We start from the raw sequence: 16,739 nt of genomic DNA on the forward strand, positions 1-16,739 counted from the left end.
GTCGATGGCCTCGCCCTTGAAGTGGCAGGCCAGGGCTTCGGGCTGGCCCATGTCCATGGCGTGGCCATTCTCCATGGGGTGCCAGAAGTACAGGCTCAGCGGCACATCGCCGGGCTGCTCCAGGTTCACCTCGGGCGTGTAGACAAGCTGGAAGTGGGCCTCGGCCGGCGCGGCCAGGGCGAGGCAGGCGGCGGCGCCAAGCGCGGCGGGCAGGGTGGTGCGAAAACGCATGATGGGTCATGTCTCCATGGCATCGCCGGGCGACCTGGCGCCGGCGGTGGTCAAGGGAGACGCTGGGGAATGACGGCGAGGGCCGGGGCGACGTGGGTCGGATCGCGGGGGAGCCAAGACCATCGCCCTGATCGCCTCTCCGCGACGCTCACCCCGGCGTCCGGTGGGCAACAACCGCGCCCCGGGACGGCCCGGGGGCGGGCGATGGCAGGTCTCCTGGCTCGCGGATCGTCACCGGTGTCCGGCCTTCCCGGGCGGGCGGGGGATTTTCCCGGCCTGATGCCCAGTGGCTGTGTTGCCTCCGGCTGCCGGCAGTTGGGGCTGCCGCAACCTGGGGTGGACGCCGGCTGACCGCTTACAGTTGCGGGGGCAGCCTCGGCCTTGGTCCTTTTGCCGGTGGCCGGAAGAGGTGCCTTCCGGGCCGGCGGCGGGACCGCACCGTGTTCCCTTTTCACCCGGAAAGCCAAGACCCTCCGGGCACCATCAGGCTTCGACCATACGCCGCGTCGGGGCTCTGTCAAGGCCGGGCGGGGGCGTCTGGCGCGGGCCCGGCCGCCTGCCGCGAGGGCGCCGATCATCCCCGCTCCCTTGCCTGATCGCCCTTAAGGCAGTAAATGGAGGCGCAACACCGGGGGATGGTGGGCTCCCAAGGCCCGCCGTTGCCCGCCGACCGGTAAGGCGACGGCGCCCCTGGCAAAGGGGGTGTCGGGGGGCATCTTAAACGTCCCTGTCGCGCTCCGGGCCCCATATTGTGACGGCGTGCGCCGCCCGGTTTTCAGGGGGTCCGCCTGAATTTTTCCGATCCCTGAAGGCCCCCACGTGCCGCCCTTCCCAGAGGACGTTTCGAGGCAAGGGCGGCGCGGCCAAGGGGGACAACCAATCGCCAACGAGGGACTGATTCGCCCATGAAGATCGCCATTCCCAAGGAGCGGCGCCCCAACGAGACACGCGTTGCGGCCTCGCCCGATACGGTGAAGAAGTATGTCGGGTTCGGCTTCGACGTGGCTGTCGAGAAAGGCGCCGGCGCCGGCTCCAGCTTCACCGACGAGGCCTTCAAGCAGGTCGGGGCCACCATCGCCGCCGACGCCAAGGCGACCCTGAAGGACGCCGACATCGTGCTCAAGGTGGCCCGTCCCATGATGAAGGACGAGGGCACCGACGAGGTCGCCCTCTTGCCCAAGGGCGCGACCCTGGTCTGCCAGCTCGCCGCCCTGCAGAACAAGCCGCTGGCCGAAGCCCTGGCCAAGGCCGGGGTGGACGCCTTCGCCATGGAGCTGATGCCGCGCATCTCGCGCGCCCAGTCGATGGACATCCTGTCCTCGCAGTCCAACCTGTCGGGCTACAAGGCGGTGGTCGACGCGGCGGCCGCCTTCACCAAGTGCTTCCCCATGATGATGACCGCCGCCGGCACCGTGGCCCCGGCCCGGGTGCTGGTCTTCGGGGCCGGGGTGGCGGGCCTTCAGGCCATCGCCACCGCCAAGCGCATGGGCGCGGTGGTCTATGCCACCGATGTCCGCCCGGCGACCCGCGAGCAGGTGGAAAGCCTGGGCGGCAAGTTCGTGGTGGTCGACGAGGAGGCCGAGAAGCAGGCCGAGACCGCCGGCGGCTACGCCAAGGACCTGGGCGACGAGTACCGCAAGAAGCAGGCCGAGGTGATGTCCGAGCAGATCGCCAAGGCCGACATCATCATCACCACCGCCCTGATCCCCGGCAAGCCGGCCCCCAAACTGGTCACCGCCGAGCAGGTGAAGAGCATGAAAACGGGCTCGGTGATCGTCGATCTGGCCGGCGAGACCGGTGGCAACTGCGAGTTGACCGAGTACGGCAAGACCGTCACCAAGCACGACGTGACCATCATCAGCCCGGCCAACATGCCGGCCACGGTGGCCCGCGACGCCTCGACCCTGTTCGCCAAGAACCTGCTCAACTTCCTCACCCCCTTCGTCGACAAGGAAGCCGGCAAGGTGGCCTTCGACTGGGAGGACGACCTGGTCAAGGGCACCCTGATCGCGCGTGACGGCAAGGTGGTCCACAGCGCCCTGACGGGCTCGGGAGGCAACTGATGTCCAACAGCCAAACCCTCAGCGAAGCCGCCGGCAAGCTGGCCACCCAGGCCGAGGCGGTGGCCGAGAGCGCCAAGACCCTGGCCGTCCAGGCCGGTGGCGCCGATGTGGTCGGGGGCGTCGCCGCCGCCGCCCACTCGGGCAACGAGTTCATGTACCTGTTCAGCATTTTCGTGCTGGCCTGTTTCGTCGGCTTCTACGTGGTGTGGAGCGTCACCCCGGCGCTGCACAGCCCGCTGATGGGCGTCACCAACGCCATCAGCTCGGTGATCATCGTCGGCGCGCTGATCGCCGCCGGCCCGGACATCACCTCGACCTCCAAGGTGCTCGGCTTCATCGCCGTGCTGCTGGCCTCGATCAACATTTTCGGCGGGTTCATCGTGACCCAACGAATGTTGGCCATGTTCAAGAAAAAAGCCAAATAAGGGAGGCGAACCGAAATGACGGCTTCAAGCTTCACCATGTTCGCCTACCTGATCGCGGCGGTGCTGTTCATTCTGGCGCTGCGCGGTCTGAGTTCGCCGGAAACCGCCCGGCGGGGCAACCTCTACGGCATGGTCGGCATGGCCATTGCCATCCTCACCACCCTGATGTCGCCGGTGGTCGAAAGCTATGCCTACATCGTGGTCGCCCTGCTGATCGGCGGCTCGCTGGGCACGGTGATCGCCAAGAAGGTGCAGATGACGGCGCTGCCCCAGCTGGTGGCGGCCTTCCACTCGCTGGTCGGCATGGCCGCCGTGCTGGTCGCCTTCGGGGCGCTGCTGACGCCCGAGGCCTATGGCATCGGCGCGGTGGGCAGCATCCGCATGGGCTCCCTCATCGAAATGAGCCTGGGCACGGCGATCGGCGCCATCACCTTCACCGGCTCGGTGATCGCCTTTGCCAAGTTGCAGGGCCTGATGTCGGGCAATCCCATCGTCTTCGACAACCAGCACCGCCTGAACGCGGCCCTGGGTATCGGCCTTCTGGTGCTGATCGTGCTGTTCGCCAGCACCGAGAGCACCACCCTGTTCGTGGTCCTCACCCTGGTCGCCCTGGCCCTGGGCGTGCTGATCATCATCCCCATCGGCGGCGCCGACATGCCGGTGGTGATTTCCATGCTCAACAGCTACTCGGGCTGGGCGGCGGCCGGCATCGGCTTCACCCTGGGCAACAGCCTCTTGATCGTGGCCGGCGCCCTGGTCGGCTCGTCGGGTGCCATTCTCTCGTACATCATGTGCAAGGGCATGAACCGCTCGATCATCAACGTGGTGCTGGGCGGCTTCGGCGGCGATCAGGCCACCGCCACCATGACCAGCGGCGACAAGGCGGCCAAGCCGGGCTCGGCCGATGACGCGGCGTTCATCATGAAGAACGCCTCCAAGGTCATCATCGTCCCCGGGTACGGCATGGCCGTCGCCCAGGCCCAGCACGCCCTGCGCGAGATGGGCGACAAGCTGAAGGCCGAGGGCGTCGACGTGCGCTACGCCATCCACCCGGTGGCCGGGCGCATGCCGGGGCACATGAACGTGCTGCTGGCCGAGGCCTCGGTGCCCTATGACGAGGTGTTCGAACTGGAGGAGATCAATCACGAGTTCTCCACCGCCGATGTCGCCTACATCATCGGGGCCAACGACGTCACCAACCCGGTGGCCAAGACCGACCCTTCGAGCCCCATCGCCGGGATGCCGATCCTCGACGTGGAGAAGGCCAAGACGGTGCTCTTCGTCAAGCGGTCCCTGTCGCCCGGCTATGCCGGCGTCGACAACCCGCTGTTCTACGCCGACAACACCATGATGCTGTTCGGTGACGCCAAGAAGATGACCGAGGAAGTGGTCGCGGCGCTCGATTAGGCGCGCCGAAACGATGACCGAGGGGCTCCATCCCACCAGGGATGGAGCCCTTCTTCCGTGGTCCAACCCTGGACATCGGCCGGGGCAGGGGCTACCTGTGATGTGAGTCTGGCTGGCATTTGACTCGGGGGAATGACGACGTGTCTGGAGCTGAGGGTAACGGGTCCGGGGATCTGGTGCTGGCGGGGGAGTTCCCGACGCCCGATCTGGAGCAATGGCGGGGACTGGTGGACAAGGCGCTGAAAGGCGCCCCGTTCGACAAGAAACTGCTGACCCGAACGGCGGAGGGGCTGACCGTCCAGCCGCTCTACACCCGCGCCGACATGCCCCCGGCGCCGGCCGGCCTGCCCGGCTTTGCGCCCTTCACCCGGGGCCGCACGGCGGCCGCCGGGGCGCTCGCCGGGTGGGAGATCCGCCAGACCTTCGCCCATCCCGACCCGGCCCACAGCAACCGCGAGATCCTGCTTGAGCTGAACCGGGGCGTGGAGGGCCTGGCCCTGGTGCTCGATCCCGAGGGCCGGCGTGGCATCAAGGTGCGCCGCGCCGCCGACCTGGACCGCGTGCTGGCCGAGGTGCGCCTCGATCTGGCCCCGGTTTCCGTCGAGGCCGGCCGCCACGGCTTCGCCGCCGCCACCCTGATGCTGCACAAGTGGGCCGCCTCGGGCGCCGCGCCGGACGCCATTCGGGGCAGTCTCAACGTCGATCCGCTGGGCACCCTGGCCGCCGAGGGCCGCCTTGCCGCGCCGCTCAAGGACGAGTTGGCCCGCGCCGCCGCCCTGGCCGCCCATGTCGCCGAGGCGTGGCCCGGGGTGCGCGCCCTGACCGTGGCCACCGACGCCCACGTCGACGCCGGCGCCACCGACGCCCAGGAACTGGCCATCGCCCTGGCCGGCGGGGTGGCCACCCTGAAAGCCCTGGAGGCGGCCGGGGTGGGCCTGGAAACTGCCCTGTCGCAGCTTCAGTTCCGGCTTTCCGTGGGGGCCGATTTCTTCAAGGGCATCGCCAAGTTGCGCGCCTTCCGCCAACTGTGGTGCCGCCTCGCCGAGGCCTGCGGGGCCGAGGGCGCGGCCCGGGGCGCGGTCATCCACGCCGTCACCGCCGGCCCCATGATGAGCCGGCGCGACCCCTGGGTGAACATCCTGCGGGCCACCGTGGGCGCCTTCGCCGCCGGGGTCGGCGGGGCCGACGCCATCACCGTGCGCCCCTTCGACGCTACCCTCGGCCTGCCGGCCGATCTGGCCCGCCGCATCGCTCGCAACACCCAGCTGATCCTGAAAGAGGAAAGCAACCTGCACCGGGTGATCGACCCGGCCGGCGGCGCTTGGGCCCTGGAAACCCTGAGCGCCGAGCTGGCCGCCAGGGCCTGGGAAACCTTCCGCGACCTGGAGCGCCGGGGCGGTCTGCCCGCCGTGCTGGCCGACGGCTCGCTGGCCGACGATCTGGCCCAAAGCTGGGCCGCCCGGGCCGCCGCCCTGGCCCGTCGCAAGGAGCCGGTGACCGGCGTCTCCGAGTTCCCCAACCTGACCGAGGAATTGCCCGAGCCGACGCCCCGGCCCGACCCGGCCAGCCTGCCCGACAGTCCCCCCCCGGCCGGCGGCGAGCCCGATCTGGCCGCCCTGGCCGCCGACCCGGTGGGCGGCGCCATCGCCGCCCTAAAGGCTGGCGCGGCGCTCGACGCCGTCTCCGCCGCCCTCGCCGGGGCGGCGGACGAGTTGGCCTCCGGCCCGCTGCCGAGCCACCGCCTGGGCGAGGATTTCGAGGCCCTGCGCGATGCCGCCGACGCCCACAAGGCGGCCCACGGCGCCTGGCCGGGCATCTTCTCGGCCAACCTCGGCCCGGTCGCCGAGCACACGGCGCGCGCCACCTTCGCCCGCAACCTGTTCGAGGCCGGCGGCGTCCAGGCCCTGCCCGGAAGCGGCGCCACCGACCCGGCCGAGCTGGCCAAGGCCTTCGCCGACAGCGGCGCCCAGGCGGCGGTGATCTGTGGCAACGATGCCCGCTACGAGGAACTGGCCGTGCCCGTCGCCCAGGCCCTCAAGGCGGCCGGCTGCAAGGTGCTCTATCTGGCCGGCAAGCCGGGCGAGGCCGAGGCCGACTGGCGGGCCGCCGGCATCGACGGGTTCATCCATCTCGGCGGCCCGGTGCTCGAGGTGCTGACAGACCTTCACGCCCGCCTGGGCGTCGCCGCCAAGGGAGAGACGCGATGAGCCGCATCCCCGATTTTGCCGATCTCGCGTGGGCTCCGCCCGCCGCCGAGGGCGACGCCGAGGCCTGGGCCGCCGCCTTCAAGGGCACCGCCGGCGCCGCCCCGGGCGACCGCCCGTGGACGACGCCGGAAAAGATCGACGTCAGGCCGCTCTATACCGAGGCCGATCTGGCCGGCCTCGATCACCTGGACACCCTGCCCGGGATCGTGCCCTTCCTGCGCGGGCCCTATCCCACCATGTACGTCCAGCAGCCGTGGACCATCCGCCAGTACGCCGGCTTTTCCACCGCCACCGCCTCCAACGCCTTTTACCGGCGCAATCTGGCGGCCGGGCAGAAGGGCCTCTCGGTGGCCTTCGATCTGGCCACCCACCGGGGCTACGACAGCGACCACCCCCGGGTCGCCGGCGACGTCGGCATGGCCGGGGTGGCGATCGATTCCATCTATGACATGCGCACCCTGTTCGACGGCATCCCGCTCGACAGGATGAGCGTGTCGATGACCATGAACGGCGCCGTGCTGCCGGTGATGGCACTTTACATCGTCGCCGCCGAGGAACAGGGCGTGAAGCCCGAGCAGTTGGCCGGGACCATCCAGAACGACATCCTCAAGGAGTTCATGGTCCGCAACACCTACATCTATCCGCCGGCCCCCAGCATGCGGATCATCTCGGACATCTTCGCCTTCACCTCGGCGAACATGCCCAAGTTCAACAGCATCTCCATTTCCGGCTACCACATGCAGGAAGCCGGGGCGACCGCCGACCTGGAACTGGCCTACACCCTGGCCGACGGCGTGCAGTACGTGCGCGCCGGCATGGACGCCGGCCTCACCGTCGATGCCTTCGCCCCGCGGCTGTCGTTCTTCTGGGCCATCGGCATGAACTTCTACATGGAAGTGGCCAAGATGCGCGCCGCCCGCCTGCTGTGGGCCAAGCTGATGAACCGCTTCGAGCCCCGGAACCAGAAGTCGCTGTCGCTGCGCACCCACTGCCAGACCTCCGGCTGGTCGCTGACCGCCCAGGATGTCTTCAACAACGTGGTCCGCACCTGCATCGAGGCGATGGCCGCCACCCAGGGCCACACCCAGTCGCTGCACACCAACGCGCTCGACGAGGCGCTCGCCCTGCCGACCGACTTCTCGGCCCGCATCGCCCGCAACACCCAGCTATTCCTGCAACAGGAAAGCGGCACCACGCGGATCATCGACCCCTGGGCCGGCAGCTACTACCTGGAGCGCCTGACCCGCGATCTGGCCGAGCGCGCCTGGGCCCACATCGAGGAAGTGGAAGGCATGGGCGGCATGGCCAAGGCGATCGAGGCCGGCACGCCGAAGCTGCGCATCGAGGAAGCGGCGGCCCGCACCCAGGCCCGCATCGACGCCGGCCGCCAGAGCGTGGTCGGCGTCAACCGCTACCAGCTCGAGGACGAGGCCGACAACATCGAGGTGCTGAAGGTCGAGAACGCCGAGGTGCGCCGCCAGCAGATCGCCCAGCTCGAACGCCTGCGCGCCGAGCGCGATCCCGAGGCCGTGCGTCAGGCCCTGGAAGCCCTGACCAACGGCGCCCACAAGGGCGGCAACCTGCTCGCCCTGTCGGTTGACGCGGCGCGCGCCAAGTGTACCGTGGGCGAGATCAGCGATGCCATGGAGAAGGTCTTCGGCCGCCATCAGGCGACCGTGCGGGCCGTGTCGGGGGTCTACAAGGGCGAAATGGGCAAGGACAATTCCCAGCTTGAGCGGGTCCGACAGTTGATCGAGACCTTCGAGGCCAACGAAGGCCGCCGGCCGCGCATCCTGATCGCCAAGATGGGCCAGGACGGCCACGACCGGGGCCAGAAGGTGATCGCCTCGGCCTTCGCCGACCTGGGCTTCGACGTCGATATCGGCTCGCTGTTCCAGACCCCGGCCGAAACCGCCCGTCAGGCGGTGGAGAACGATGTCCACATCGTCGGCGCCTCGTCGCTGGCCGCCGGCCACCTGACCCTGGTTCCCGAGTTGCGCCGCGAACTGGCCGAGTTGGGCCGCGACGACATCCTGGTGGTCTGCGGCGGGGTCATCCCGCCCCAGGATTACGACGCCCTCAGGAAGGCCGGGGCCAAGGCCATCTTCGGCCCGGGCACGGTGATCTCGGCGGCCGCCATCGAGCTGCTGCACGAGCTGAACCGGGCGCTTGGCTACAGCGATCCCCAGGCCGCCGAGTAGCACCCGGCCCGATGTCTCAGCCCGCCGCCGCCGCCCAGCCGGTCCGCCGCCAGCTTTCCCTCGACGACTACGTGGCCGGGGTGAGGGCCGGCGACCGCGCCATCCTGGCCCGCGCCATCACCCTGGTGGAAAGCCGCCGGGCCGAGCACCGCGCCCTGGCCCGCGATCTGCTCCAGGCGGTGCTGCCCTTCACCGGGGCCGCCCAGCGGGTCGGCATCACCGGGGTGCCCGGGGTCGGCAAGTCGACCTTCATCGAGGCCCTGGGCGGCCTGCTGACCGGGCAGGGCCACAAGGTCGCCGTGCTGGCCATCGATCCCTCGTCGTCGCGCTCCGGGGGCTCGATCCTCGGCGACAAGACGCGCATGGAGACCCTGTCCCAGAACCCGGCCGCCTTCATCCGTCCCTCGCCCTCGGCCGGACGGCTCGGCGGGGTCACCCGGATGACCCGCGAAACCATGCTGCTTTGCGAGGCCGCCGGCTACGACGTCATCCTGGTCGAAACCGTCGGCGCCGGGCAGAACGAAACCGTGGTCGCCGATATGGTCGACTTCTTCCTGGTCCTCATGCTGCCCGGGGCTGGCGACGAACTCCAGGGCATCAAGAAAGGCGTGCTGGAACTGGCCGACATGATCGCCGTCAACAAATGCGACGGCGACAACGACCACCGGGCCGGCGCCGCCGTGCGCGAATACAAAAGCGCCCTGCATATCCTCAATCCGGCCTCGCCCACTTGGTCGCCGCCGGTGGTGCCGTGCTCGGGGCTGACCGGGCAGGGCCTCAAGGCCCTGTGGGAGCACATCGACCGCCACCGCCGCCTGATGCACGACAGCGGCGAACGCACCGCCCGGCGCCAGGACCAGATGGTCCGCTGGATGCGCAGCATGCTGGAAGACGGCCTGATGGAACGCTTCCAGAACCACCCCCAGGTGGCCCACACCCTGCCCGACATGGAAAGCCAAGTGGCCCAGGGAACCCTCGCCCCCAGCCTCGCCGTCGACCACCTGCTCGCCACCTTCACCGGCCAGGAGTGAACCGCCAACGGTCGGGGTGTGGCCGCCACCGCCAATGGGGCGCGGCCCCCTTGGAACCCCCGCCGGGGGGACCAGGGGCCCCCCCGGACCCCCGCCGTGAATCAAAACCCCACAGAGGGGGGCAAGCCCCCTCTGTGGGGTTTTAAGTCGTGGTGGGGTCTGGGGAGGCCCCCGGCCTCCCCAGCGGGGTTCCAAGGGGCGGCGCCCCTTGGCGGTGGTCGCCGCGCCTCGGCGGTCGGCGGATCAGCCCTGGCCGGCGCCCACGCGGCCGGTGAGTTGGCGGATGATGGTGTAGAACAGGGGCACCAGCAGGGTTCCCAGGATGGTGGCGGCGAGCATGCCGCCCAGCACGCCGGAGCCGATGGCGTTGCGGCCCGCCGAGCCGGCGCCGGAGCTGATGACCAGCGGCGTGACGCCGAGGCCGAAGGCCATCGAGGTCATGACGATGGGTCGGAAGCGTTGGCGGGCGGCTTCGACCACGGCGGTCAGCAGGGGTTCGCCGGATTCCTGACGGTGGCGGGCGAACTCGACGATCAGGATGGCGTTCTTGCCGGTCAGGCCGATGGTGGTGAGGATGCCGACCTGGAAGAACACGTCGTTGGCGAAGCCGCCGACCAGGGCGGCGAGCAGGGCGCCCAGCACGCCCAGGGGCATGGCGAACATGACCGCCACCGGGATGGCCCAGCTTTCATAGAGCGCGGCCAGGGAGAGGAACACGGCGGCCAGCGACAGGGCGTAGAGCAGGGGGGCCTGACCGCCGGTCTGGCGTTCCTCCAGCGACAGGCCGGTCCAGGCCAGATCGAAGCCGGGGGGCAGTTGGCCGGCCAGACGCTCCATTTCGTCCATGGCTTCGCCGGTGGTCACCCCGGGGACCGGCTGACCCTGCAACTGCATGGCGGGCATGCCGTTGTAGCGATAGAGCCCCTGTGGCCCGAAGCGCCACGAGCCGTCGGCGAAGTTGGAGAAGGGGACCAGCCCGCCGCTCTCGTTGCGCACCCGCCAGCGTTCGATGTCGTCCGGGGTGCTGCGGGCGTCGGGTTCGCCCTGCACGTAGACCTTCTTGATCCGGCCGCGGTCCAGGAAGTCGTTGACGTAGCTGCCCGACCAGGCGGTGGACAGCAACTGGGAGACATCGGCCGCGGTGAGGCCCATGGCGCCGGCCTTGCGCCAGTCCACGTCGAGGAAGAACTGCGGCGCGTCTTCCAGGCCGTTGGGCCGGATCGAGCCGATCATCGGGCTTTGCGAGGCCATGCCCATCAACTGGTTGCGGGCGGCCAGAAGCTCGTCGTGGGTCTGCCCGGCGCGGGCCTGGAGGTAGACGTCGAAGCCCGAGACGTTGCCCAGCTCGATCACCGCCGGCGGCACCACGGGGAAGATCATCGCCCCCTGGACTCCGCTCAAGGCGCCCCAGGCGCGCCCGGCGATGGCCTGGACGCCCTGGTCGGGGCGCGGGCGTTCGTCCCAGTCCTTCAGGCGCACGAAGCCGATGCCGGTGTTCTGGCCCGAGCCGGCGAAGCTGAAGCCGACCACGGTGAACAGGCCTTCGACGTTTTCCGCCTCGGCGTTCAGGAAGTGGTCCTCGATGTGGGTCATCACCTCGCGGGTCTGCTGGGCGGTCGAGCCGGCCGGCCCCTGGACCAGGACGAACAGGATGCCCTGGTCCTCGTCGGGCAGGAAGCCGGTCGGGGTCTGGGTGAACAGAACGCCCATGCCGCCGACCAGGGCGAGGTAGATCAGGCCGAGGCGCAAGGGGCGCTTGACGATGCCGCCGACGCCCTTGGCGTAGCGCTCGGTCAGCCAGGTGAAGCTGTTGTTGAACCAGGCCAGCGGGCCGCGCTTGGGGTGGGTCTGGCGGGCCTTCAGCAGGGTGGCGCACAGCGCCGGCGACAGGGTCAACGCGACCACCACCGAGAGGATCATGGCCGAGACGATGGCCACCGAGAACTGGCGATAGATGACCCCGGTCGAGCCGCCGAAGAAGGCCATCGGCACGAACACCGCCGACAGCACCAGGGCGATGCCGATCAGCGCCCCGGTGATCTGGCCCATGGACTTGCGGGTGGCCTCGCGCGGGTCGAGGTCTTCCTCCTCCATGATGCGCTCGACGTTTTCCACCACCACGATGGCGTCATCGACCAGAAGGCCGATGGCCAGCACCATGGCCAGCATGGTCAGGGTGTTGATGGAAAAACCGAAGGCGGCCAGCACCCCGAAGGTGCCGAGCAGCACCACCGGCACCGCCAGGGTGGGAATCAGGGTGGCCCGGATGTTGCCGAGGAACAGCAGCATGACCACGAAGACCAGCACGATGGCCTCGAACAGGGTGGCCACCACCTCCTCGATGGAGATCTTGACGAACGGCGTGGTGTCGTAGGGGATGGTGTAGGTGATCCCCTCGGGGAAGAACTGGGCCAACTCGTCCATGCGCGCCTTGACCCGATTGGCGGTGTCCAGGGCGTTGGCCCCGCTGGCCAGCCGGAGTGCCATGCCGGCCGCCGGGCGGCCCTTGTAGCGCGGGATGGTGCGGTAGCTCTCGGCCCCGATCTCCACCCGGGCGACGTCCTTCAGCAGGACCAGCCCGCCGTCGGTTTCGGCCCGCACCACCACCTGTTCGAAGTCGGTCGGCGTGGTCAGCAGCGACTGGGCGGTGATGGTGGCGTTGATGGCCTGGCCCTCCGGCGCCGGCAGGGCGCCGAACTGGCCGGCCGAGATCTGGGCGTTCTGGGCCGACACGGCGGCCACCACGTCGGACGGGGCCAGCTCGTAGGCGGCCAGACGTTCCGGGTCGAGCCAGATGCGCATGGCATAGGGCGAGCCGAAGACGGTGACCTCGCCGACGCCCTCGATGCGGCTGATCTCTTCCTCCAGGTTGGAGGCCAGATAGTCGGACAGGTCGACATCGTTGAGGTCGGACTGGGCGGCCCCTTCCTCGGCGATCAGGCCGATCACCATCAGGAAGCCGGCGGCCGACTTCTCCACCGTCACGCCCTGGCGCTGGACCGCCTCGGGCAGCAGCGGGGTGGCCTGCGAGAGCTTGTTCTGCACCTGGACCTGGGCGATGTCCGGATCGGTGCCGGTCTCGAAGGTCAGGGTGATCTCGGCCGAGCCGGCGGCGTTGGAGGTGGACGACAGGTAGCGCAGGCCATCAAGCCCGGTCATCTGCTGTTCGATGACCTGGGTGACGGTGCTCTCCACGGTGCGCGCCGAGGCGCCGGGATAGTTGGCGCTTACGTTGACCGTCGGCGGGGCGATCTGCGGGTACTGGCTGACCGGCAGCGAGAGCACCGACAGCACGCCGATGCCCATGATGAAAATGGCGATCACCCACGCGAAAACCGGGCGGTCGATAAAAAAGCGGGACATCTGGCGGCTCCTGGGGGGCGGCTCCTGGGGGGCGGCTGCGGACGGACGGGGGGCGGTTGACGATCAGTTGGTGCTGGCGGCCGGGGCGGCGTTGTTGCCTCCCGACGGGCTGTTCGGGTCGCCGCCCTGCTCGGTCGGGGTGACCTGAGCCCCCGGGCGGGCCTTCTGCAGGCCCTTGACGATCAGCCGGTCGCCGTCCTTCAGGCCGGCGCTGACCACCCAGTCGTTGCCCTGGGCCTGAACCACGGTCAACTCGCGCGGCTCGACCGTGTTGTCCGGGCCGACGACCAGGGCGGTGGGGCGGCCCCGGCGGTCGTGGCTGACCCCTTCCTGGGGCGCCAACACGGCGTCCTTGACCACGCCCTGGGGCATCACCACCCGCACGTACATGCCGGGCAGCAGCAGGCGGTCGGGGTTGGGGAACTCCAGGCGCAGGGTGACCACCCCGGTCTGCTCGTTGACGTTGGGTTCGGCGGCGCGCAGCGAGCCGGTGTGCTCGTAGGCCTTGCCGTCGGCCAGGGTCAGGCGCACGGCGTCCGAGCCGGCGGGAACCTGACTGGGCGACTGGCCGGCCTTGGCGCGGCGCCAGGACAGCACCTCGGCCGCCGACTGGGTGACGTCGACCAGCACCGGATCAATGGTGCGGATGACCGCCAGCGGCGTGGCCTGACCGCTGGTCACCAGGGCGCCCTGGGTGGTCAGCGAGCGGCCGATGACGCCGGCCAGCGGCGCCTTGATGGTGGTCCGGTCGAGCTCGATGCGGGCCGAGCGCAGGGCGGCCTGGGCCACCTTGACGGCGGCCGCCGCCTCGTCGCGCGCCGCCACCGCCTCGTCCAGGGTGCGCTGGCTGGCGACCCGCTCGCGGACCAGCTTGGCGGCCCGGTCGGCCTCGCGGTCGGCCGCCTTCAGGGTGGCCTGGGCCTGGGCGATCTGGGCCTCGGCCGAGGCCACCTGGGCGGCGTAGGTGTCGGGATCGATGCGGTACAGCGGTTGCCCCAGGGCGACATCGGAGCCTTCCTGGAACAGACGCTCGGTGATGATGCCGTTGACCTGGGGACGCACCTCGGCCACCCCGGAGGCGACCACGCGGCCCGGCAGATCGGCGGTCAGGGTGATGTCCCGCTGCTGCACGGTGACCACCGTCACCGCCGGCGGCGGGCCGCCGCCACCGGGGGCCTGGGCGGCGGCCGGGGCGACCAGCAGGCAGAGGACAAACAGCGCACCGAGGATCGGGCCAACGGGCCCGGATCGCGCACGAACGATCATGGGAGCTCTCCTGGGGTGGTTTCCCGGCGGCTTCGCAAGCGACGACCCCGGCAAACCGATCTTTTTTGGAAACTGGACGGTATTGGAAATAGACCGTATCCTGGAACGATGCAAGAGAGATTGTGTGACACCGCCCCCAAACCCATGCCGCGCCGCCGCGGACGCCCGCCCCTCGACCCCGGGCAGCGCGAGGCATTGATCCTCGATGCCCTGGAAAAGCTGGTCGCCACCAAGGGTCTGAAGGCGGCCACCATGGACGCGGTGGCGCGCGCCGCCGGCATGTCCAAGCGCACCCTGTATGCCATCCACGACAGCCGGGCGGCGCTGTTCACGGCCTGGGTGCGTCGGGTGCGGGCCTCGCTGGTCCGTCCGCTGCCGGCCGAGGCCCACGACCTGCCGCTGAAGGAGCGCCTGCACCTGCTGTTGCGGCGCGAGGTGCGGGCCCGCATTTCCGAACGCCGGCTGGCCGTGCTGCGGGCGATGATCGCCGAGGCCCCGGAGGCCCAGCAGGTGGCCCAGGCCTTCCTGCGCGAGGGGGCGGGCACGGCGCGGGCGATGATCGCCGAGGAGTTGGCACGGGCCATGGCGCGCGGCGAAATCGTGCCGCTCGACCCCCAGGCGGCGTCCGAGGTGTTGTTCGACATGGTCTACCACAATCCGCTCGATTGGCTGCTCGACTCGCAGCGGCCGCCGCTCGACGCCGAACAGGCCGAGGCGCGGCTGGGTCTGGCCATCGGCCTGTTCCTGGACGGGGCGCGGGTCCGCCGTCAGGAAAGCCTGGCCGTGGGGAATTAAAATAGCGCGCTATATATAGTCCGACCATCGAGGCGCGGCAAGCCCTGATCGCCATCCCCTATGGCAGCCGCGCCGCGCCGCCCCGCCTGGGGTCGCCGACCGCCGCCAGTTGGACCCCCCGGGCCGTGGCCCGATGCGCCACCGCGTGCACGCCGCCGAAGAACATGTTGGGGCCGTCCCACTCCACCACCTTGTCGACCATGCCGTCGGGCAGGGCGGCGACGGCCCGGCGCGCCGGCTCGCTGAAACCGGGCTCCAGGTTGAGGGTGCCGGCCTCGAAGTGCAGGCGCGGCGCGTCGACCGCCCGCTCCAGGTCGTGGCCCAGCCACAGCCGGTTGGCCAGCACCTGGAGGATCGCCGTGCGGATGCGGTTGGAGCCGCCCGAGCCAAGGGCCAGCCGGGTGCCGTCCGGAGCCTCCAACAGGCTGGGCGCCATCATCGAGGAGAGCCGGGTGTCGGTGGGCCAGCTGTGGAAGCCGCCTGGGCTCAGGTCTTCCTCGCCCAGCATGTTGTTCATCATGATGTCGGTGCCGGGCAGGATCCAGCCGTTGCCCTCGCCGTTGGAGACGGTCAGCGCCGCCGCTCCGCCGGCGCCATCGACCACGCTGATGTGGGTGGTGCCCCGGAAGGCCGGCGGATGGCCCTCGAGGGCGGCCAGACAGGCGGCCAGATGGCGCTCAACGAAGCTGGCCGAGGCCAGGGTGGCGGCGGCCCCTTCGGGGTCCTCGGCGAGGCGGCTTTCCTGGCGCGCCCGGTTGGTCGCCGCCATCGCCGCGACCAGCCGGCACAGGTGCCCGGGGGCGCCGAAGGTGGTGCCGGCCAGCCCGCTGCCTTCCAGCAGCCCGAGGGCGAAGGCGATCAGCACCCCGCCGGTGGAGGGCGGCGGGTTGGTGAACAGGCGCTGCCCGCCCACCTCGACGCTCAGCGGGCGGCGCAGCTCCATGCGGTAGCCGCTCAGATCGTCGGGGCCGAGAAAGCCCCCCTCGGCCTGGGCGGCGAGCAGCCGTTGGCCGGGCTCCCCTTCATAGAAGAAGCGGTCGCCCTCGCGGGCCAACTCCTCCAGCAGGGGGCCCAGGTTGGGCAGGCGGATGGTCGCCCCGGCGCCCTTCAGGGTGCCGTTGGCCCCGGCGCCCTTCAGGGTGCCGTCGGGATCGCAGTACAGGGCGCGCGCGCCCTCGGTGGCGGTGAAGATCGGCCCGACGACGCTCAGGATGTAGGCCTGAAGCGCCGACAGCGGCACGCCCTGGCCGGCCAGGGTCACCGCCGGGGCGACCACCTCGGTCAGCGGCATGTGGCCGAAGCGGCGGTGGGTCTCGACCAGCCCGCGCGGCAGGCCGGGCACCGCCACCGCCCCCTGGCCGATATGGAAATCCTGGGTGACGGTGCCGAAGTCGGCGACGATGGGGTGGAAATCCACCTCCTCCAGGGGCCGGCGACGGCGCGGCGTGTGGGTGAAGAAGTCGCACACCAGGGGCGCCCGGTCAGGCGGATGGACCAGCAGGAAGCCACCGCCGCCCAGCGACGCGAGCACCGGCTCGGCGACGCAGGCGGCGGCCACCCCGGCCAGCGCCGCGTCGACCGCGTTGCCGCCGGCTTTCAGCACCTCGGCGGCGACATCGGCGGTCACCGGATGGCCGGCGGCGACGGCTCCACGCCCGGACATGACAGACTCCCCCATCCCTCGCCAGCGGGCCGGCGAAAAAAGAAACCCTGGTAGCCGTCACCCCAGGGGTCTGTCAACGCGGCGTGG

General features: G+C 70.3%; 10 protein-coding genes, 1 pseudogene and 1 riboswitch. Of the genes and pseudogenes, 7 read left to right on the top strand and 4 right to left on the bottom strand.

Annotated features, from left to right (window positions below; translation table 11 throughout):
• A pseudogene (locus BLR95_RS13295) lies at window positions 1-231 on the bottom strand (hypothetical protein); the annotation flags it as partial.
• Window positions 232-420: 189 nt separating this feature from the next.
• A riboswitch (cobalamin riboswitch) is annotated at window positions 421-731 on the bottom strand.
• A gap of 405 nt (window positions 732-1,136) precedes the next feature.
• On the opposite strand from BLR95_RS13295, the gene BLR95_RS13300 reads away from it, so the two are divergent.
• The 6 genes from BLR95_RS13300 to meaB all read left to right on the top strand — a co-directional run bounded on the left by BLR95_RS13300 (window position 1,137) and on the right by meaB (window position 9,565).
• Complete coding sequence (locus tag BLR95_RS13300) at window positions 1,137-2,294, top strand: Re/Si-specific NAD(P)(+) transhydrogenase subunit alpha (RefSeq protein WP_092621109.1); 1,158 nt, start codon at window positions 1,137-1,139, stop codon at window positions 2,292-2,294.
• Window positions 2,294-2,719: a proton-translocating transhydrogenase family protein gene (locus BLR95_RS13305; protein ID WP_176787865.1), complete on the top strand. Its 426-nt coding sequence runs from the start codon at window positions 2,294-2,296 to the stop codon at window positions 2,717-2,719. The genes BLR95_RS13300 and BLR95_RS13305 overlap by 1 nt, the downstream gene beginning before the upstream one ends.
• Window positions 2,720-2,734: 15 nt before the next feature.
• The gene (locus BLR95_RS13310; RefSeq protein WP_092621115.1) at window positions 2,735-4,126 is read left to right on the top strand and encodes an NAD(P)(+) transhydrogenase (Re/Si-specific) subunit beta; all 1,392 of its coding nucleotides are present in this window, start codon (window positions 2,735-2,737) and stop codon (window positions 4,124-4,126) included.
• 140 nt (window positions 4,127-4,266) lie between these two features.
• Complete coding sequence (locus BLR95_RS13315; protein WP_245689535.1) at window positions 4,267-6,333, top strand: methylmalonyl-CoA mutase family protein; 2,067 nt, start codon at window positions 4,267-4,269, stop codon at window positions 6,331-6,333.
• Window positions 6,330-8,534: a methylmalonyl-CoA mutase gene (scpA, locus tag BLR95_RS13320; RefSeq protein ID WP_092621118.1), complete on the top strand. Its 2,205-nt coding sequence runs from the start codon at window positions 6,330-6,332 to the stop codon at window positions 8,532-8,534. Before BLR95_RS13315 ends, scpA begins: the two co-directional genes overlap by 4 nt.
• An 11-nt stretch (window positions 8,535-8,545) precedes the next feature.
• Window positions 8,546-9,565, top strand: coding sequence for a methylmalonyl Co-A mutase-associated GTPase MeaB (gene meaB / locus BLR95_RS13325; protein ID WP_092621121.1), 1,020 nt, complete (start codon window positions 8,546-8,548; stop codon window positions 9,563-9,565).
• A 243-nt stretch (window positions 9,566-9,808) separates the two neighbouring features.
• Here meaB and BLR95_RS13330 read toward each other — a convergent pair whose 3' ends face one another.
• Both BLR95_RS13330 and BLR95_RS13335 read right to left on the bottom strand, forming a co-directional pair.
• Window positions 9,809-12,928 carry an efflux RND transporter permease subunit gene (locus BLR95_RS13330; RefSeq protein WP_092621124.1) on the bottom strand — a complete coding sequence of 1,040 codons (3,120 nt, stop codon included), beginning with the start codon at window positions 12,926-12,928 and terminating at the stop codon, window positions 9,809-9,811.
• Between the two features lie 63 nt (window positions 12,929-12,991).
• A complete protein-coding gene (locus BLR95_RS13335; protein ID WP_092621127.1) occupies window positions 12,992-14,194 on the bottom strand; it encodes an efflux RND transporter periplasmic adaptor subunit in 1,203 nt (400 codons plus the stop codon).
• 144 nt (window positions 14,195-14,338) lie between these two features.
• Here BLR95_RS13335 and BLR95_RS13340 point away from each other — a divergent pair, with 144 nt between their 5' ends.
• Entirely contained in the window at window positions 14,339-14,989 is a 651-nt protein-coding gene (locus BLR95_RS13340) for a TetR/AcrR family transcriptional regulator (RefSeq protein ID WP_176787867.1), read from the top strand.
• 58 nt (window positions 14,990-15,047) lie between these two features.
• Here the strand turns inward: BLR95_RS13340 and BLR95_RS13345 are convergent, their stop codons facing one another.
• The gene (locus tag BLR95_RS13345) at window positions 15,048-16,652 is read right to left on the bottom strand and encodes a gamma-glutamyltransferase (RefSeq protein WP_218119564.1); all 1,605 of its coding nucleotides are present in this window, start codon (window positions 16,650-16,652) and stop codon (window positions 15,048-15,050) included.
• Window positions 16,653-16,739 lie beyond the last annotated feature (87 nt).

The organism is Roseospirillum parvum (genome assembly GCF_900100455.1).
GTDB classification, from domain to species: Bacteria; Pseudomonadota; Alphaproteobacteria; order Rhodospirillales; family Rhodospirillaceae; genus Roseospirillum; species Roseospirillum parvum.